The sequence below is a fragment of the Paenibacillus pinistramenti genome (genome assembly GCF_005869875.1).
GTDB classification, from domain to species: Bacteria; Bacillota; Bacilli; order Paenibacillales; family Paenibacillaceae; genus Fontibacillus; species Fontibacillus pinistramenti.
Genome location: NZ_VAWG01000012.1, coordinates 1 through 17,939 on the forward strand (window position 1 = coordinate 1; position 17,939 = coordinate 17,939).

The window sequence follows — 17,939 nt, forward strand, 5'->3', positions numbered from 1 at the left end:
GGCGCCCGCTTCCGCCATGCGGAAAGCGGGCGGGGGGCGGCGGCGTTCCCGGGCATCCGCGGGAACGCCGCGCGCGAAGCTGCCGCCGCGGGCAGCCCCGGCGGCAGGAGCGCCGCTGCCGGAGCTGCGGCAGCGGGCTCCCCGGCACGGCTGCGCGACGTGCCGGCCTGGCTCTGCACGGCCCAGGGCTGCAGCGCCTGGGTCCGCATCGTCAGCGAGCGCGAAGCGAAGCTGACGGAGCGGCTCTGCCCGCTGTGCGGCTCCGCCATGCGCAGAGGAACACGCAGCGTTCCGCGGTAGTTTCAGGCACCGCCGCGGACAAACGCGGACGAATTAAGAAAATCGCAAATCATAAAGAGAAACCCGACGGGCGCAAAGCCGCGGGTTTCTCTAAATTTGTGGAGAATGAAATGGCGTCTGAGTTAAAGTGTATTCTTTGTTATTTACAGTCGCTTTAAATTGGTCGAGAGTCATCTTAATGGTTAAGCCGGTTTAGGCTGCTGTAATATTTTTAGTCTTAGATCCCAGTCCACTTTCATGCCCAGCGATTCGAAAATCTGACGACAAGGAACCATAGTATTGCCGTGAATTATAATTGGTTTGGCATTGAAGCTTAGCGGCTCTCCATTTAAAATGACCGAACCATAAACGACGGGTGTTGCAGCATCGGCTTTCGGCAGTAAATTACCTGTTACAGTGGCAGTCAGCAGCACTATAAGCAGCAGAAATTTTGACTTCAATATTTACTCCTCCACACCCCCTTCATTTACCCATCACCCATCTATGCTAATATAAAAATATGGCAGATTATTTTACATAAATTACAAATCAGAAAATTTCAGATGAATGAGAGAGGAGACGTTTGTTCATGGCAAAAATGCTTACGCGAACCGAAATTCCGGCTCAGGCGACGTGGAATCTGGAGGATCTATTTGACTCTCAGGAAGCTTTTGAAGCCGGACTGCAGGAGGCGCTTGGCTTGGCCCGGCAATTGAACCGCTTCAAAGGACGGCTTCATGAAGGCCCGGATGTCCTGCTGGATTGTCTCCAGGAGCAGGATGCGCTGCAGCAGCTCGCGATGCGGGCCGCCAGCTACGCCCGGCTGCGCCAGTCCGAGGACGGCACAAATCCGGTGAATCTGGCGAACTCCGCCAAGTCGGGCGATATCATGTCCCAGATCAGCTCGTCACTAAGCTTTATTGACTCTGAGCTGCTGGAGCTGGAAGACGGCAGGGTGGAAGCCTATCTGGCCGCTGAACCGGGGCTCGCTGGCTATGAGCGCAGTCTGAAGCGGCTCCTCGAAACCAAACCTCACCGGCTAAGCCCGGAGACGGAAAGCGTGCTGGCTTCCCTGGGCGAAGTGCTTGGAGCCCCTTACCGGCTTTATCTGCGGGCCAAGCTCTCCGATATGACCTTTGACGATCTTGGCGAAGGGGAAGACAAGCTGCCAAACTCCTTCCGCTTATATGAAAATAACTACGAAATGTCGCCGGACCCGAAGCTCCGCCGCGAAGCCTTTGCCTCCTTCTCCAAGTCGCTGCACGGCTCCCGCCATACGTTTGCTGAAGCTTATGCGACAGAGGTAAAGAAGCAGGTTGTCCTGTCCCGCCTCCGGGGCTACGGCTCCGTTACGGAAATGCTGCTCCAGCCGCAGCAGGTGACGCTGGACATGTACAACAATATCCACGATACGCTGCTGGCCGAGCTGGCTCCGCATATGCGGCGGCTTGCTGCGCTCAAGAAAAGGGAGCTCGGCCTGGACAAGATGCTGTTCTGCGACCTGAAGGCGCCGCTCGATCCGGACTACAATCCTTCCATTACCTTTGAAGAGGCCTGCTCCAATGTGCAGGAAGCCTTGGCGGTGCTTGGGCCGGAATACGGCGAAATCGTCGAATCGGCGTTCAACAACCGCTGGGTGGATTACGCCGACAACATCGGCAAATCCACCGGCGCTTTCTGCTCCTCCATTTACGGCGTGCATTCCTACATTCTGATTACATGGGCAGGCAATATGCGCGGCGCCTTTACGCTCGCCCATGAGGTCGGCCATGCCGGGCACCTGATGCTCGCAGCCAAAAACCAGTCCTTGGCGAACTACCGCCCGTCGATGTATTTTATCGAAGCGCCGTCGACCATGAACGAGCTGCTGCTGGCCGATCATCTGATGTCCAAATCGCAGGACAAGCGGATGCGCCGCTGGATCATCTCCCAGCTGCTGAATACGTACTACCACAACTTTGTGACGCATCTGCTTGAGGCCGAGCTGCAGCGCCGGGTCTACCGCCATGCCGAAGCCGGCCAGCCGATTACGGCGGACCTGCTGTCGCAGTTTAAGGGCAGCGTGCTGTCCGATTTCTGGGGTGACGAGCTTGAGCTGGATGAAGGCGCCAAACTGACGTGGATGCGGCAGCCGCATTACTACATGGGGCTTTACCCGTATACCTACGCTGCGGGCCTGACCGCTTCAACCGCGGCCGCCCAGCTGATCCGCGAAGAAGGCCAGCCTGCGGTAGACCGCTGGCTTGAGGTGCTGAAGGCGGGCGGCAGCCGCACGCCGCTGGAGCTGATGGCGATGGCCGGCGTCGACATGACGGGCAGGGAGCCGATTTCAAAAGCCGCTGCTTATGTAGGCTCGCTAGTCTCGGAGCTTGAATCGTTATATGAACCTTCCGCTAACCTGTAGCGTTTAGGGTGAAAATAAATAAGGGCGCTGAGCCGGATTACGATCCGGTACAGCCCCCTTTTTTTACAACATATTATCACTAACCACTAACCACTAACCACTAACCACTAACCACTAACCACTAACCGAGCCGGCTTTGCTCCCCGTTTGGTTCCGAAGCCTCTTCCTCCTCAACAAAGCACTCACAAGGCACCGTGAAATAAAAAGTGGAGCCTGCGCCCGCTTCGCTCTCAACGCCGATCGTGCCGCCCATCAGCTCGACCAGCTTCCTGCAGATGGCCAGCCCCAGTCCCGTTCCGCCATACTTGCGGTTCAGAGCCGGATGCAGCTGCGAGAACAGCTGAAACAGCTGATTCTGCCGCTCGTAAGGAATCCCGATCCCGGTATCCTTCACCTTGAAGGTGAGGGCCGTCCGCCGCTCGCAAGCATCCGGCTCGGCCTCAAGCGTCACCGTCACTCCGCCCTGGTCGGTAAATTTGACTGCATTACTGATCAGATTGACCAGCACCTGCCGGAGGCGCACAGCGTCCCCGATGACAATATCCGGAATTTGCTCAGGCTCAAGAAGCAGACCGCGCAGGTAGATGCCCTTCTCTTTGGCTCTGGCGGAGAACAGCTCGATGACGCCTCCCAGAAGCGCCTGCAGATGGATCGGCTCGCTGGCCAGAGTCATTTTGCCGGTTTCGATTTTGCTGAAGTCGAGAATCTCGTTCAGGATATGCAGCAGCGCATCGCTGCTCTCCTTCAGAATGTCGGTGAAGCTCCGCTGCTCCTCATCCAGCTCTGTCGTCTGCAGCAGATCGATCATGCCGACAATTCCGTTCATCGGGGTCCGCAGCTCATGGCTCATCATCGCGAGAAACTGGGATTTGGCCTGGTCCGCCCGCTCCGCCGATTCTTTGGCGCTGATAATCTCCTTCTCGTCCGTCACATCGCGGAAGACGAACACCGCCCCCTTACGCTCGCCTTTGTCCCAAATAGGAGTTACCTGATAATCGGCAAAGAAGCTTGTCTCATCCCTTTTCCAAAATACAGCGTCCTTCTTGGAGTAAAGGATTCCGGCCCGGACCGCCTGGAGAACCGGCGATTCCTGCACGGTATAATAGCCGCCGTCCTCCCGGGTCTCCCGGATGAGCCTGTTGCACGGAATTCCGATCATGGCCAGCGCTTCATAACCGAGCATGCTTGCTCCTGCAGGGTTTACGAAGACGACTTTCCCCTCATTATCAAGCCCGACAATGCCTTCAGACACCGTATTCAGCAGAAGCCTGTGCTCCCGGCTCAGCCGTTCAATTTGCTCGATGTAGCGCGTCCGTTCGGTAATATCATTCGTAATTCCGTATACCCCGACAACCTCATCATCTACGATAATTGGAATATTCACCGTATTGATCTCTACCGGATACCCGTCTTTATGGAGAATGGTGAGATCATAGCTCTGCGGCTTGCCTTCCTTGGCCAGGTTGAAATGATAAAGCGTCCTCTCCAGGTCCTTCTCTGCTACAATCGGGCCGAAATACATTCCGACAAGCTCGTCCAGCGTATAACCGGTCAGCTTCTCCAGATTGGCATTGGCCGTTAAATAGTCCCCTTCCATATTCATGGAATAAACAGCCGAAGGGTTATATTCAAACAACGAGCGGTAGCGCTGCTCACTCTCCTTGAGCTTGAACTCTATGGCTTTACGCTCTGTGATGTCCCGGGCTATGGAGATGATCTCAAGCATTCTGCCGTTGTCTTCCGTAACCACCTTGCTGTTCGCTTCAAACCATATATGGCGGCCGTCCTTGTGGATAAACCGGTAAGTGACGGTCGGAACCGGCTGTCTGTTCTCATGGCTGGCTCTGCACGCTTCAATATGACGGCGGAAGGATTCCACATCCTCCGGATGAAGATAGTCGTAGGGATTCGTTCCCTCCAGCTCTTCCGGCCGGTAGCCGATCAGATTGTAGCAGGCCGGGGAGCAGTACAGGTAGGCGTGGTCCTCCAGGGTGCTGAGCGAAATAAAATCCTGCGAGTTCTCCGTAATCAGCCGGTATTTCCGTTCGCTCTCCATCAGCTGCTGCTCGATGGCGACCCGGTCCGTAATGTCCTGTACCATGCCGATCATTTCAAACGGCCTGCCGTCCTCCGTCCGCGATACCTCCCACTGGGCCCGGATGGTCCGAATATCACCATTCAGCAGCTGAATCCGGTAGGTGACCGTATCATTGATCCCTCCGACTGCCCGCTCTACGGCTGTCTGGAGCTGTTCCTTGTCTTCTTCAAGTACAAGCTGCATAAGGGAGGCCGGATCCTTCTCTTCCGGAGGCATCACATTATCATAAATGCGCCGCATCTCCGCGCTGTAAGCGAGGCTCCCCTTTACCAGATCCCATCTCCAGGAACCGACCTGGGCAATTTGCTGCGCTTTGGCCAGCGTCTGCTCGTCATTCATCCGTTTGGTTATATTCCGTCCGATGGCAAGCACGCTCTGCACCTGCCCGCTTTGATCCCTGATCACTTGAAACGAGGTTTCGAACCAGAGGTAATGGCCTTCCTTATGCCGGATTCTTCTTATAAAAATATCCCTCTCGGAATAGAGCTTGCCCGGCTCTTCCATTTCCCTGGCATCCTCAGGATGATAGAAAGAAATGCGCGGCCTGCCGATCATTTCCGAGGGGGTGTAGCCCAGCAGCGAATCCGCTGAAGGCGAGACATAATGAAGAATCCCCTCAGCCGAGCTCATGGTAATGAGATCCTGCCCATTTTTGGTGATCAGGGCAAATAACTCTTCGCTTTCAATATCCTTCTCTTGGGAATGAGGCTGCAGCACGGTATCCTCTACACAGCAGACCAGTGCTTCCTCCTCCAAGCCTTCCTGTTCCTCCAGCAGGGACCAGATCAATCTTCTTGACACAGAGCTTCCATTACCGGACGTAAACGTCACCTGCTGAATATATCCAGGCGGCTGATGCTGTTTCACTTGTCTGCTCACTTCGTTCAAATCAATGGCACCTAAGCCCTCAAGATGCTTAAATGGAACTCCAGTCAGCTCTTGATCACTGCAGCCAAACAACCGGCTGAACGCCTTATTTCCTCCTAGCACAGTGCCTTGGGCCGGTACCACCACAGCCATGCCGATCGGTGCATATTTGAATAACTGTTCCCCTAATCGATTTGCCGATGCATAGCTCATAATGACGCCCCCTATGAAGCTGCTTTCCAATAGTAAGATCATAATTATAGTAAGATCATATTAAATAATAGTGAACCCCTGCAACAGCAATATAGCCTGGCAGAAATTCATAACAGATGCAGCCAATCTGCCGGGTCAAGTCCACACCTCTAATGTTACTCTTCTATTCACCTGCCGCCAACAAACCTAAACGCCTGGAATGCAAAAAAACTGCCCGGGCGGGCAGTTCATTCAGGCCGCTGTATGGGCCACCATATATTTAGGAAGAAATTCTCCGCCGCTCTTCACCGCTTCGGCAGTTCCGTGAGCGCTTTGAAGGTATAGCCCTGCTTCCTGGTATCGTCGATAATCCGGCCAAGGGCTTCGGCATTATCCCTGGACACCGAATGCAGCAGCAGCACTTCGCCCGGGTGGAGCTGGGCCATCACCTTCCGGTAGGCGTAATCGGCGCCTTTCTGGTCGTTTGTATCCCAGTCCTTATACGCGGCCGACCAGAACACACTCCGATATCCGGCAGCGTTCGAGGTTCGCAGCACCCGGTCGCTGAAGATCCCGCGCGGCGGGCGGACAAACTCCATCTTCTGCCCCCCGGTGAGCTCGGCAACCGCAGCACGGACCCGCTCCAGCTCCGTTCTGATCTGACTGTCCGAAATGGAGGACATATCCGGATGGCTCCAGGAATGATTGCCGATCAGATGGCCTTCTGCTGCCATGCGCTTCACAAGCTCGGGCTGGTCCTTCACATAATGACCGGTAACAAAGAAGACGGCCGGAACCTGCTTGGCCTTGAGCGTATCCAGAATCGGCTTGGTGTAGCCGTTCTCGTAGCCGTTGTCAAACGTCAGGTAAATCTCCTTCTGGTTCGTATCCCCCAGGAACACCGCCTGGTTCCGGTCAATAATCTCCTTGAAGCCCTCCTCGTTGATGGAAGGAAGTTGCCCGTTCTCGGCTCGTTTAAAGCCGAAATGGAATGTTCTGTCGGACGGCGGGGCCGAAGCCGAAGTTGAGGCCGAGGCCAAAGCTCCCTTTTGCGGAAAAATCATGCCAAAGCCCACCAGCAGGGCTGCTAATGCAAGCATCCAGCGCTTCATCATGTTGTCTCCTTTCGCCATTCTTGGTCAGCCTTTAATTTCTGCCGGAACAGACGAATTTATACACAAGCACAGATGAGCGTCCTTCAGCCGGTCACTTCTTCTCCTGCTGCAGCACGGTGCGGGCAAGCCGGATCCATTCCCTGGCGGCAAAGGATAAGTAGCGGTCCTTCTTCCAGATGATGCCGAGATTCCACGGAATGACCGGAACGGTCATAGGCACAATCCGGACGCGGTCCGGGTCCATCTCCCGGCAGATTGTCTCCGGCAGCAGCGCGATGCCAAGGCCGGCCGCTACCATTTGGCTGATCAGATCCCATTGGGAGCTTTCGTAGATAATTTTAGGCTGAAACCCGGCCCCCTGGCACTCTTTGATGATCCGGTCATGAAGAGCAAAGTCCTCCCTGAAGATCAGAAAATACTCCTCCTGAAGCTCTTCCAGCGAGATCTCGCTGCTTTGCGCCAGCCGGTGGGACGGCGGAAGCAGCAAATTCAGCTTCTCCTCCACAAAGGGAAACACCTCAAATCCCCCCTCCGTAGTCGGCAGCACGACGACCCCCAGATCGAGGGAACCCTCCTCTACATCAATCTCCACCTTCTTGGAGCCGTCCTCAAACAGGCGGATGGTAATGTCGGGATAGCTGGAATGAAACTGGCCCATAACTTTTGGGAAAAAGCTCGAGCCTACCATCGGAGGCAGGCCGATGCGGATGTGACCCCGCTTTAAATTGCGCAGATCGTCCAGCTCACCGGACAAGCTCTGGAAGGAATTCAGGATTTCCTGAGCCCGGTCCACAATAATGCGCCCCGCGTCGGTGAGCGTTATGCTCCGGCCTTCTCTCGCGAACAGCACAATGCCAAGCTCTTCCTCCATCTGGCGGATGGTCTTGCTGATCGTAGGCTGTGTGATAAACAGAGCCTCAGCCGCTTTTGTGAAACTGCGGAGTCTTGCCACTTCAACCAAATACTGCAGCTGACGGATATCCACGTGATCAACCTCATTTTCCATAACCAAAAGGCATGTTAAGTATTCTATATATGAATTTTACCTATGAAAGAGTCTGATGTAAAATTTCAGTAAACAGATTGCACCGTCCATACGATTTCACAATCCATCCTATTTAACGAAAGGAGCAGAGGCCGCTGTGTCCAAACTCAAAGCCCTGTTCATCGGAATCCTTCAGGTTGTCGTGTTGTTTCTGATCTCCATGGCGATGAACAAATTGACGGAACTGCTCCACCTGAAAATCCCAGGCAGTATTCTCGGCATTGTTCTCGTCTTTATATTGCTGAAGACCAAAGTCATTAAACTCGAATGGATCGAACGCGGCGCCAACTGGCTGCTTGCCGAACTGCTGCTGTTCTTTATTCCTTCTGCTGTCGGAGTTATGCAGTACATACCAATGCTGGAGAATGAAGGGCTGCAAATTCTGGTGGTCGTTATCCTCAGCACGGTCATTGTCATGCTGTGCTCAGGCATTGTTGCTTCCCGGATTACCAAACGAAAGGAGAAGAAATCCGCATGATTCTAGGCTTGATCTGCCTGCTGTTTACTCTCGCTGTCTACTGGGTCTGCAAGAAGGTGTACAAGAGCAAACCCCGGGTTTATTTCTCTCCGCTGCTCGTCACACCAATTATACTGGTCGTTTGTCTGCTGCTGGCCAAGGTTTCTTATACTTCCTACAGCCAGGGAGGCAAGCTGCTGAGCGATTTTCTGCAGCCGGCCACTATCGCCTTTGCAGTTCCATTGTATAAATATTTTAATGTGCTCAAGAAGTATATGGTCGAGATTGTTGTAAGTGTTCTGAGCGGCTCGGTGGCCGCGATGATCTCATCTGCATTTCTCGCGAAATGGATGCACCTTGACGCTTCCCTGATCAACAGCCTCGTTCCCCGTTCGGTGACTACGCCGATTGCGATGAACGTTTCACAGGTGATCGGCGGCATTCCGAGCATAACCGCCATCTTTGTCATTATTACCGGTATTCTGGGCACCATGATCGGCCCGGTTATCCTGAAGCTGTTCCGGATTGAGAACGAGATCGCAAGAGGCGTTCTGCTGGGCACAAGCGCTCACGGGACCGGGACCTCCAAAGCCTTTGAGCTCAGCTCGCTTACCGGCACCATATCGAGTATTTCCATGATTTTGGCGGGGCTGATTACGCTTGGCATCGCTCCGCTCTTTATCTCGCTGATGCTGCATTAGAAGAAGCACCGGCGGGGAATTAGACTGGTTTTCCTCTCATTTTCCATATATCTTTTTTCCAAGCTGGCCGCCTTTCATAAGGCGGTCCTTTTTTTGGCACACTATCTTAAGGAAAGCTTAATGTTTTTTTCAGCTTCTATTCAGCATAACTTCTGCATTTATTCAGATTTTATGTCGATAATAGAGTTTGCTTCAAGCCGGAGATTTAGTATAGTAGGAGGGTCTGGTTTACATTTACAGGAACTCCTTCACTTCCGCGGAAGGATGGAACGCTTCAAGCTTTACCCGGGAAAGAAATCAGAAAGAGGGGTTTGATCGTGCTTTTCAACTCGTATGAATTTATCTTTGTCTTCCTGCCTGTTACCGTTATTGTTTATTTTCTGCTTAACAGGTTCAGGCTCGTATTCTTGAGCAAATTATGGCTGGCGCTCAGCTCCCTGTTCTTCTACTGCTGGTGGGACGTCCGCTATCTGCCGCTTCTTCTGGGCTCAATTGCCTTCAACTATATTATGGGGAGAACGATCGGCAATCTGGGACAGCCCGGCGCCAAACCCCGCAAGATCGCGCTGGCTTCAGCCATTACGGTTAACGTGCTGCTGCTGGGGTACTACAAATACGCCGACTTCTTCCTGACCAATGTGAATTCCCTGCTGAATCAGAACTTTAACCTGCTGAATATCGTCCTGCCGCTCGGCATCAGCTTCTTCACCTTCACCCAGATCGCTTATCTGGTTGATGCCTACCGCGGCACGGCTAAAGAGTACAATATTGTAAGCTATGTTCTGTTTGTTACGTTCTACCCGCACCTGATTGCGGGGCCGATCCTGCATCACAAGGAAATGATGCCCCAGTTCGACCGTCTGCGCGGCAAACGCCTTGATTACAGCAACGTTGCCAAGGGTCTGTTCCTGTTCAGTATCGGCTTGTTCAAGAAAGTGGTCATCGCCGATTCTTTCTCTCCGATTGCCGCAAACGGCTTTGACACACTGACCCAATTGAACTTCGTACAGGCCTGGACCACGTCTTTATCCTATACGCTTCAGCTGTACTACGATTTCAGCGGTTATTGCGATATGGCGATCGGGATCGCGCTGCTGTTCAATATCAAGCTGCCGATAAACTTTAATTCCCCTTATAAATCTGTCAGCATTCAGGACTTCTGGCGGCGCTGGCATATGACGCTCAGCCGTTTCCTGCGGGACTACATATACATACCGCTGGGCGGAAGCCGCAGAGGGACAACCCGTACCCATATCAACTCCATGCTGACCATGCTGATCGGCGGCTTGTGGCACGGGGCCGGCTGGACCTTTGTATTCTGGGGCTTTCTCCACGGATTTGCACAGTTTATCCACCGGATCTGGCAGAAGGCCGGCATCAAGATGCCGAAATGGGTCGCCTGGTTCATCACCTTCCAGTTTATCAACTTCGCCTGGGTATTCTTCCGGGCTACAAGCTGGGACGATGCCATCAAAGTGCTGAAAGGAATGCTCGGACTGAACGGAATCGGCCTTGCATCGCTGGACAAGACTGCTGTATTCTGGGTAGCTGTCTTCATTCTGGTAGCTCTCCTGTTCAAAAATTCCATGCAGCTGATGGAACGCTTCAAGCCGGGCTGGAAGAGCGCCGTGTTCGCCGGCTTCCTGTTCGTGTTCGCCATCGTTTATTTCAACAAAATCAGTGAATTCCTGTACTTCAGCTTCTAAACTCCGGCCCGTCCGGTATGTAAGGAGATTTTTAGAGTGAGATATAAACAGTCCAAACATAAAAAATTTCTGTTTCAGCTGCTGGCAAGCGTCATCGTCTTTGCCCTGCTGGTCGGCTCCTTCGTGGTAATTGTCGACCCGCTGCAGTTCTACCGCAAAGCCACTTTCTATACGCCAAAATACTCCTGGCAGGAGCGCTATCAGAACCCGGGGCTTGCCCGCAGCTACACCTACGATACGATCGTGCTGGGCAGCTCGATGACGGAGAATTTCCTGCCGTCCGAGGTTGGAGAGAAGCTGGGCGGCTCCGTGCTGAAGCTGTCCATCGAGGGCTCCACGGCGAAAGAGCAGTATCTGACGGCCAAAGTCGCGTTTGGAACCGGGCAGGTCAAGCAGGTGCTGTGGGGGCTTGATTACTTCGCATTCCGGGGCAATCATGTCACCGATCAGGGGGATTTCCCTTATTATTTGTACGACAATAATGTGCTGAACGATTATAAGTATATTTTTAATGAATCCAATATCAAAAGCGCCATTCTTGCCCTCAAGGACTCCAAAGAACGGGCGGCAACCCATCCTTCGCTGGAGAAGCTGTACAATTGGGACAGCAGCGTGACCTACGGCAGCAAGCTTGTCATCAAGAACTGGGAGTCTGCGCGGAATAATGAAACGGCATACGGCAACAATGAAGATCCGCTGGAATCCGTTGAACAAAGCTTTGACGACAATGTGCTCCAGCTGGTGAAGGATCATCCGGAAACGACCTTCTACTTCTACTATCCGCCTTATTCCGTTCTGCGGCAGCAGGTCTGGTACATGACCAATCCGGAGCGGTATGAGAATCAGCTGGAAATGAAGCGTTATATGTATGAGCAGCTCAGCAAATACGACAACGTCAGCATCTACGAGTTCCAGACCGACAAGGAAATTACGTATAATCTGGATAATTACAAGGACCTCTCCCACCATTCGGGGGCGATTAATTCGCTGATTGTGGACGAGATTTCCAAGGGTATGCATCAGGTTACGGCAGACAATCTGGAGGAAGAAATCCATAACCTGAAACGGCAGGCGGAGAATGTCGTGGTCAACAAGGAAGCGGGGACGGTCTATTCCCTCGATCTGAAAATCAACGGCGAGGAGCAGAGCTTCGGATTCATCCCGCCTTCTTCTGACGATACCCTGATGGCGCCGGTCAAGAAATTCGCCGAGCTGCTTGGGGCAAGCTTCGATTATGACCAGTCAACCAAGAAAATTACGATGAGAAAAGGCGACTATACCGCCATATTAACGGAAGGCTCGGATGAAGCCGAGGTGAACGGTCAAACCGTCAAGCTCGCAGCCTCCGTCGGCAAAATCGACGGCACGATGGCCGCGCCGCTTGAATCGGTGCCGGCCCTGTTCGGAGGCACCGTCCAAATCGGCGAGCTGTCCAATTATATGCGCAGCGTGGACATTACGATGTCTGAATAAGCAAGAGTAAGCAGGAATAAACAGGATTTAGTATGAAGCAGCCTGCGTAAGTGTGCGCCAGTCTGGCAGACAGGCCGGGCGGTTAGTTCGGGCAAACAGTCCGGACAGCCAGTTCGGGCAGCCAGTTCAGGCAGCAGCAACGGAAAATAGCCGTGCAAGGATAATCTCCTTGGCACGGCCATTTTTTTATGCTTTGGCATGCTGCCCGCCGCATGCTTAGTACAACGCCGGGTCTCCAAGGCTTCCGGGTCAGCGCGCCCGGATCACCCGGCTCTCTTACTCTTTGCGGCCAAGGGCCCGCAGCGCGTCGCGGTAGGCTTCGTCAGCGCTCTTGCCCGGCGCTGCTTCATCCTGGCGGTCCCTGCGGGACTCCGGCAGGCCGCCGTTCTCCTCCGCGGCAAACCGCCGCAGCGCGTCGCGGTATTGGGCGTCCAGACTGCCCCGGCGGGCCGCCTTCAAGTCCTCCGCTGCCGTCGCGGCAGTCGGCTCATCCAGATGGATGGCGCCTGCCGCTGCGGCATTTTCCAGCGAGGCCGGATCGAAGGAGTCCGGGTTCAGGCCCGGCTCAGCCCGAACCACGGCTTCCGGCCGCTCGAGCGCCTCCTCCGCCGGCGAGGAAGGGCCGCGGCTCGCAACTGCCCGGACTGCCTCGTCTGCTCCGGCGGCCACGCCTTCTCCGCCTACGCCGCCTGCCTCGCCTTTTTCGCCTGCTTCGCCTGCCCTGCCTGTTCCTCCTGCTCTGCCGAGCCCCTCAGTCCCTCCGGTCTCCGCGGCCGGTCCGCTGCCCGCACGCAGTCTTGCTCCGCCGCCTTGAGCGTCCGAAGCGGAAGCGGGTTGTTTGCCGGCCTGGCTGCTTCTTCTCGCATTCGCTATGTTATAGATGATCAGGAACAGAATACCTGCCACAACAAGGATGACAACTCCGAATATCATCTCTAGCTCCCTCCCTGCCCCTTACCCCGCAGCAAGGTTCCCGTGATCTCGGCTACTCTGGCTCCAAGGGCGCGGCCCAGCTTGATATCCTGCTCGCTGAGCCCAACCAGCGGGTTCCCCGCCGAGTCCGTATCTTCAACCGGGCAGGTAATCCCCACGCCGTAATAGGAGCCGTAAAGCGCGTTCTCCCGGAGGGTGCCCGGCATGCCTGTAATGATCATGCCTTGGTGCAGCATGGGCACAATCAGGTTGAGCAGCGTGGTCTCCAGGCCGCCGTGCACGGTTGCCGTGGTGCAGAATACAGCTCCGACCTTGTTGACCAGCCCGCCGGTTGCCCACAGGTAACCCAGCTTGTCGATCCATTCCTTCAGTCCGTCGCTGATGCTGCCGAAATGACCCGGGCAGCCCCAGATTATGGCGTCCATTCCGCCCAGATCGTGAACGGAGGCCTCGCTGACGTGATGGAGCTCCACGACCGCTCCCGCCCCTTCAGCTCCCTTCGCAATCGCCTTGGCCAGCAGCTCCGTGTGGCCGCTGTCGCTGTCATACACTACATAGATGTTCATCTGCATCTCCCCTTGTTACTGGTGTCTGACCATGGTTTCTGAATCTTTGGGTTCTGAATCTTTTTCCGGCCAGCACAATCGTCTGTTCCCAAAAATAAGCTTTCCCTTCATGGTGTCCAAACCGGCTGTAAATATGAAATGACTTTGAAATGACAATAAAGGGATAAGTTCGCCCCCTTTCGGAGAAACTCTCGACAATAGTCCAACACCGAAATGAGACAAGGGAGATGAGCTGCAGCCATGAGTGCAAAAGCCATATTGATCAATGTAATCGTAATCGTCGTTATATTGGTCGGAGCAGGCGCGGGGATTTATTACTATAATCAGGCCTCCAGCTATGTAAAGACAGACAACGCCCAGGTGGCCGGCCAGGCGATTAATCTGGTATCCCCGGCGGCGGGTCAGCTCCGGCAGTGGACAGGTACAGTCGGCAAAGAGTTTACCGCGGGGCAAAAGCTCGGCTCTGTCTCCGGGAGCGGGACAGCTGTTGATGTAACCATGCCTTCTGCCGGCACCGTTGTGCAGAGCACCGCTTCCGAAGGGGGACTCGTATCGGCCGGGACTGTGCTTGGCCGCGCGTATGACTTCAATAATCTTTGGATTACGGCGAATATTGAGGAGACAAGAATCAGCGATATCAAGGTCGGCCAGACGGTTGATGTGTATGTCGATGCTTATCCGGGCACTACCCTGACGGGACGGGTAGACACAATAGGCCTGGCTACCGCAGCCACCTTCTCGCTGCTTCCGACTTCCAACAGCAGCGCCAACTACACGAAAGTCACTCAGGTCATTCCGGTCGTCATTACCATTGAAGGCTACAAAGGACTTGGAATCGTTCCGGGGATGAATGCCTCTGTCCGCGTGCACATATAGGTGATGCCATGAATCAGATCTCCATGGGCAAGACCCTGTCCGTTCTGATGCTGGGAGCGTTCATCTCCATTCTGAACCAGACGCTCCTGAATGTGGCCATTCCCCACCTGATGGCCGACTTTAACGTGTCGGCGACAACCGTCCAGTGGCTGTCGACCGCCTACATGCTTGTGAATGGGGTGCTCATCCCGATCACGGCCTTCCTGATCGAGTCCTTCGGCACGCGGATACTCTTCATCACCTCCATGCTGCTGTTCGGCATAGGCTCGGTCATCTGCGCCGCCAGTCCCTCGTTCAGCATCATGCTGGTCGGCCGGATTATTCAGGCCAGCGGCGCCGGCATCATTATGCCGCTCGTTATGAATGTGTTCCTGACCGTATTCCCGCCGGAAAAACGCGGCGCCGCCATGGGAACCATGGGCATCGCCATGATGTTCGCCCCGGCCGTCGGCCCGACCTTGTCCGGCTGGATCGTGGAGCATTATACCTGGCGCATCCTGTTCATTATGGTCATTCCGCTGACGCTCATGGACATCCTGCTTGCCTTTGCCTGGCTGCGGAACGTATCCAAGCTGTCTTCACCGAAGTTCGACGCTTACGGCGCCATCTTCTCAACCATCGGCTTTGGCGCCCTGCTCTACGGCTTCAGCTCCGCCGGCAGCGACGGCTGGACCAGCGGCACGGTGGTGATCTCGCTGGCGGTTGGGGTGCTGTTCATTATATTGTTCGTACTCCGCGAACTGGGCATGGACAAACCGATGCTGGAATTCCGGGTGTTCAAGTACGACATCTTCACGATCTCCACGCTGGTGGGCGCATCGGTCAATATGGTCATGTTCGGAGGCATGCTGCTGCTGCCGCTTTACCTCCAGAACATCCGCAGCTTCACCCCGCTGCAGTCCGGCCTGCTGCTCCTGCCCGGAGCGATCCTGATGGGCATCATGTCCCCGATCTCCGGCCGCATATTCGACCGGATCGGCGCAAGACCGCTTGCCATTATCGGCCTGCTGATTACCGCAGTTACCACCTACGAATTCAGCAAGCTGACCGCCGAAACGACCTACGGGTCGATCATGACGCTGTATACCGTCCGCAGCTTCGGCATGTCCCTGCTGATGATGTCCGTCCAGACGGAAGGGCTCAACCAGTTGCCCAGACATCTGGGCAGCCATGGCACCGCAATGTCGAATACCGTGCGGCAGATTGCGGGTTCCATCGGGACCGCTCTGCTCGTCACCATTATGACCACCCGCTCCACCGTACATTTGGCTAATTACAGCAACACTCTGACGACCAATAATCCTTCAGCCGTCCAGAATGTGAGTCAGCTCGGGCAAACCTTGTCCGTCATGGGGGGACTGCCGCCGGAAACGGCCCAGGCTCTGGCTGTCCAGACGATCTACGGCCTGGCCCAGCGCGATTCGTCGATCAGCGGAATCAATGATGCGTTTATTGTCGCCACCTGGCTCGCTATTGTCGGGCTGTTCTTCTCGCTGTTCCTGCGCCGGAGCGTAAGATGGTCTCCGCCGCCTGCGCGCCCGAAGGAGGTCCGTCCGGAGCCTGCGCCGGAGGTGTGACAGCACAGCAGCCCCGATTTGCAGAGTCGCTGATTGGCTGATCCGAATTTGATTGCCTCTTCGCCGACTTGCGGTTTCGCTGAATCGCGTTTCACAGAATCGCTGATTATTGACCTACAGCTTTAGCCGGCGCAGGCGTGCGCCGGTTCTTTTTTTTCATATCATCAACAGGGCCTGATTCTTATCCGGAATAAACTGTGCTTGCAGAGACCACAGAATGAAGCTATACTATGCTCAGTGCAGCAGGCACCAGGGAGAGGAATGACGATGTTTAACGCCGACCTATGTAAATCGCCGAATTTCAAATGGTTTGGCCTTGCCCTTCAAGCGCTTGTGGTTCTGTCCAGACATGACGATGAACCCTGCCCCAGCCATGCTATTGCCAAATATGTCAAATCGGAAGCGACCCTGCTCCGGCGGATCTTGTCCCAGTTAGCCCTGGGCGGCATCCTGGAGACCCGTGAGGGCCGGGTTGGCGGCTACCGCCTGAACCGTCCCCCTGGCGAGATTACGCTTGCGGAGGTCTATTTGGCCATGGAAGCCAAAGACTTATGCTGGAGCGGCATGCTGGAGGCTGTCGGCCCCCATGAATTCGGTAAGGAAATCAAAGGCCCGTTTGAGCAGATCATCGGCAGAATCAACAACAGCACGCTCGAAGTGCTTAGCGAATACACCATTGAGGACCTGTCCCGGTCCTGTGAGATTCCAACCGGGCTCTGAAGTGTTTGTTGATAATGGCATTCACAAGGAGCGGGTTGGCCCGCTTATGTTCTAAACTGTGGTCAAATCGAGCACAGTATACTTTTTTAAAAAATAAATGGAGGATGATCCTATGAGTAAACCGCTTCAAGCAGCCCAAGAGTTCGCAGCCGTTCTGAAAGAAAGAAGATCCGTACGCCACTATGACCCGACCGTCAAAATTTCCCGTGAAGAAATCAAGCAAATGTTCGAACTTGCGCTGACCGCTCCTTCTTCTTCCAACATGCAGCCATGGCGCTTTCTGATTATCGACGATCAGGGCTTGAAGGAGAAGCTTCTGCCGATCTCCTACAACCAGCAGCACGTTCTGGAAGCTTCTGCGGTTATCGCCGTTCTGATCGATATGAAATTTTATGAAAAAGCTTCTGAAATCTACCACAGCACAGCCAATCTGGGTGTCATGAGCGAAGAGCTCCGCGACAAAATGATCCAAAGCTCCTTGAAGCTCTACGGCAGCCTGCCTGAGGAAGCTCTGCGCCGTGTCGGCACATTTGACGCCGGCCTCGTCTCCATGCAGCTGATGCTGGCCGCCCGTTCCATGGGCTATGACACTGTTCCGATGGGCGGCTATAACGCCGAGCAGTTCAAAGCAGCTTTCGATGTGCCAGCCACCTATGAGCCGGCCCTGCTGATCGCTGTCGGTAAAGCTTCTGAAGCCGGCCATCCAACCTCCCGCCTTACGTTTGAAGAAGTGACCAACTGGAACTCTTTTAATTAATCTTATTTCTTCCTCTTAGGCCTGAACTGTCCTATGCAGCCTGCTGTGCAGCTGCTGGGGCAGTTTTTTTGCGTATGGATTACCGGATTTAGATTTAATGTAATTTATTGGTATATTTTATTGATCTTTCCGTAGAGCCTGTGTATACTTGGAGCCGTTGCAAGGGAACTTTT

General features: G+C 54.5%; 16 protein-coding genes. 10 read left to right on the forward strand and 6 right to left on the reverse strand.

What is annotated here, in order from left to right:
- Positions 1-159: 159 nt before the first annotated feature.
- Positions 160-300, forward strand: coding sequence for a cold-inducible protein YdjO-related protein (locus FCN15_RS19715; RefSeq protein WP_420819580.1), 141 nt, complete (start codon positions 160-162; stop codon positions 298-300).
- A 182-nt stretch (positions 301-482) separates the two neighbouring features.
- Here the strand turns inward: FCN15_RS19715 and FCN15_RS13815 are convergent, their stop codons facing one another.
- The gene (locus FCN15_RS13815) at positions 483-740 is read right to left on the reverse strand and encodes a stalk domain-containing protein (protein WP_162515362.1); all 258 of its coding nucleotides are present in this window, start codon (positions 738-740) and stop codon (positions 483-485) included.
- A 128-nt stretch (positions 741-868) separates the two neighbouring features.
- Between FCN15_RS13815 and pepF the strand changes: the two genes are divergently transcribed.
- A complete protein-coding gene (gene pepF, locus FCN15_RS13820; RefSeq protein ID WP_138495585.1) occupies positions 869-2,683 on the forward strand; it encodes an oligoendopeptidase F in 1,815 nt (604 codons plus the stop codon).
- A 121-nt stretch (positions 2,684-2,804) separates the two neighbouring features.
- Here pepF and FCN15_RS13825 read toward each other — a convergent pair whose 3' ends face one another.
- The 3 genes from FCN15_RS13825 to cidR all read right to left on the reverse strand — a co-directional run bounded on the left by FCN15_RS13825 (position 2,805) and on the right by cidR (position 7,940).
- Complete coding sequence (locus FCN15_RS13825; RefSeq protein ID WP_138495586.1) at positions 2,805-5,861, reverse strand: PAS domain-containing protein; 3,057 nt, start codon at positions 5,859-5,861, stop codon at positions 2,805-2,807.
- Between the two features lie 284 nt (positions 5,862-6,145).
- Positions 6,146-6,952 carry a delta-lactam-biosynthetic de-N-acetylase gene (pdaA, locus tag FCN15_RS13830; protein WP_138495666.1) on the reverse strand — a complete coding sequence of 269 codons (807 nt, stop codon included), beginning with the start codon at positions 6,950-6,952 and terminating at the stop codon, positions 6,146-6,148.
- Between the two features lie 94 nt (positions 6,953-7,046).
- On the reverse strand, positions 7,047-7,940 hold the full coding sequence (gene cidR / locus FCN15_RS13835; RefSeq protein WP_203232148.1) for a cidABC operon transcriptional activator CidR: 894 nt from the start codon (positions 7,938-7,940) through the stop codon (positions 7,047-7,049).
- 157 nt (positions 7,941-8,097) lie between these two features.
- Here cidR and FCN15_RS13840 point away from each other — a divergent pair, with 157 nt between their 5' ends.
- The 4 genes from FCN15_RS13840 to FCN15_RS13855 all read left to right on the forward strand — a co-directional run bounded on the left by FCN15_RS13840 (position 8,098) and on the right by FCN15_RS13855 (position 12,337).
- Positions 8,098-8,478, forward strand: a complete 381-nt coding sequence (locus tag FCN15_RS13840; RefSeq protein WP_138495588.1) for a CidA/LrgA family protein — start codon at positions 8,098-8,100, stop codon at positions 8,476-8,478.
- Positions 8,475-9,158 (forward strand): CidB/LrgB family autolysis modulator, encoded by a 684-nt coding sequence (locus FCN15_RS13845; protein WP_138495589.1) that lies wholly within the window; start codon positions 8,475-8,477, stop codon positions 9,156-9,158. The genes FCN15_RS13840 and FCN15_RS13845 overlap by 4 nt, the downstream gene beginning before the upstream one ends.
- Positions 9,159-9,475: 317 nt before the next feature.
- Entirely contained in the window at positions 9,476-10,864 is a 1,389-nt protein-coding gene (locus FCN15_RS13850; RefSeq protein WP_138495590.1) for an MBOAT family O-acyltransferase, read from the forward strand.
- 36 nt (positions 10,865-10,900) lie between these two features.
- A complete protein-coding gene (locus FCN15_RS13855; RefSeq protein WP_138495591.1) occupies positions 10,901-12,337 on the forward strand; it encodes a copper amine oxidase N-terminal domain-containing protein in 1,437 nt (478 codons plus the stop codon).
- Between the two features lie 276 nt (positions 12,338-12,613).
- Here FCN15_RS13855 and FCN15_RS19205 read toward each other — a convergent pair whose 3' ends face one another.
- Entirely contained in the window at positions 12,614-13,270 is a 657-nt protein-coding gene (locus FCN15_RS19205; RefSeq protein ID WP_162515363.1) for a hypothetical protein, read from the reverse strand.
- A 2-nt stretch (positions 13,271-13,272) separates the two neighbouring features.
- Positions 13,273-13,842 (reverse strand): NAD(P)H-dependent oxidoreductase, encoded by a 570-nt coding sequence (locus FCN15_RS13865; RefSeq protein ID WP_238996690.1) that lies wholly within the window; start codon positions 13,840-13,842, stop codon positions 13,273-13,275.
- Between the two features lie 234 nt (positions 13,843-14,076).
- On the opposite strand from FCN15_RS13865, the gene FCN15_RS13870 reads away from it, so the two are divergent.
- From FCN15_RS13870 to FCN15_RS13885, 4 genes are all read left to right on the forward strand, one after another.
- Positions 14,077-14,712 (forward strand): HlyD family secretion protein, encoded by a 636-nt coding sequence (locus tag FCN15_RS13870; RefSeq protein WP_138495593.1) that lies wholly within the window; start codon positions 14,077-14,079, stop codon positions 14,710-14,712.
- A gap of 8 nt (positions 14,713-14,720) precedes the next feature.
- Positions 14,721-16,289, forward strand: a complete 1,569-nt coding sequence (locus tag FCN15_RS13875; RefSeq protein ID WP_138495594.1) for a DHA2 family efflux MFS transporter permease subunit — start codon at positions 14,721-14,723, stop codon at positions 16,287-16,289.
- 267 nt (positions 16,290-16,556) lie between these two features.
- Positions 16,557-17,009 carry an RrF2 family transcriptional regulator gene (locus FCN15_RS13880; RefSeq protein WP_138495595.1) on the forward strand — a complete coding sequence of 151 codons (453 nt, stop codon included), beginning with the start codon at positions 16,557-16,559 and terminating at the stop codon, positions 17,007-17,009.
- A gap of 112 nt (positions 17,010-17,121) precedes the next feature.
- Entirely contained in the window at positions 17,122-17,766 is a 645-nt protein-coding gene (locus tag FCN15_RS13885) for a nitroreductase family protein (protein ID WP_138495596.1), read from the forward strand.
- Positions 17,767-17,939 lie beyond the last annotated feature (173 nt).

Bases quoted from the DNA above. Each gene is read 5' to 3' on its own strand.
- pepF (WP_138495585.1), top strand. From the start codon at position 869: ATGGCAAAAATGCTTACGCGAACCGAAATTCCGGCTCAGGCGACGTGG.
- FCN15_RS13825 (WP_138495586.1), bottom strand. From the start codon at position 5,861: ATGAGCTATGCATCGGCAAATCGATTAGGGGAACAGTTATTCAAATAT.
- pdaA (WP_138495666.1), bottom strand. From the start codon at position 6,952: ATGAAGCGCTGGATGCTTGCATTAGCAGCCCTGCTGGTGGGCTTTGGC.
- FCN15_RS13845 (WP_138495589.1), top strand. From the start codon at position 8,475: ATGATTCTAGGCTTGATCTGCCTGCTGTTTACTCTCGCTGTCTACTGG.
- FCN15_RS19205 (WP_162515363.1), bottom strand. From the start codon at position 13,270: ATGATATTCGGAGTTGTCATCCTTGTTGTGGCAGGTATTCTGTTCCTG.
- FCN15_RS13865 (WP_238996690.1), bottom strand. From the start codon at position 13,842: ATGCAGATGAACATCTATGTAGTGTATGACAGCGACAGCGGCCACACG.
- FCN15_RS13870 (WP_138495593.1), top strand. From the start codon at position 14,077: ATGAGTGCAAAAGCCATATTGATCAATGTAATCGTAATCGTCGTTATA.
- FCN15_RS13875 (WP_138495594.1), top strand. From the start codon at position 14,721: ATGAATCAGATCTCCATGGGCAAGACCCTGTCCGTTCTGATGCTGGGA.
- FCN15_RS13880 (WP_138495595.1), top strand. From the start codon at position 16,557: ATGTTTAACGCCGACCTATGTAAATCGCCGAATTTCAAATGGTTTGGC.
- FCN15_RS13885 (WP_138495596.1), top strand. From the start codon at position 17,122: ATGAGTAAACCGCTTCAAGCAGCCCAAGAGTTCGCAGCCGTTCTGAAA.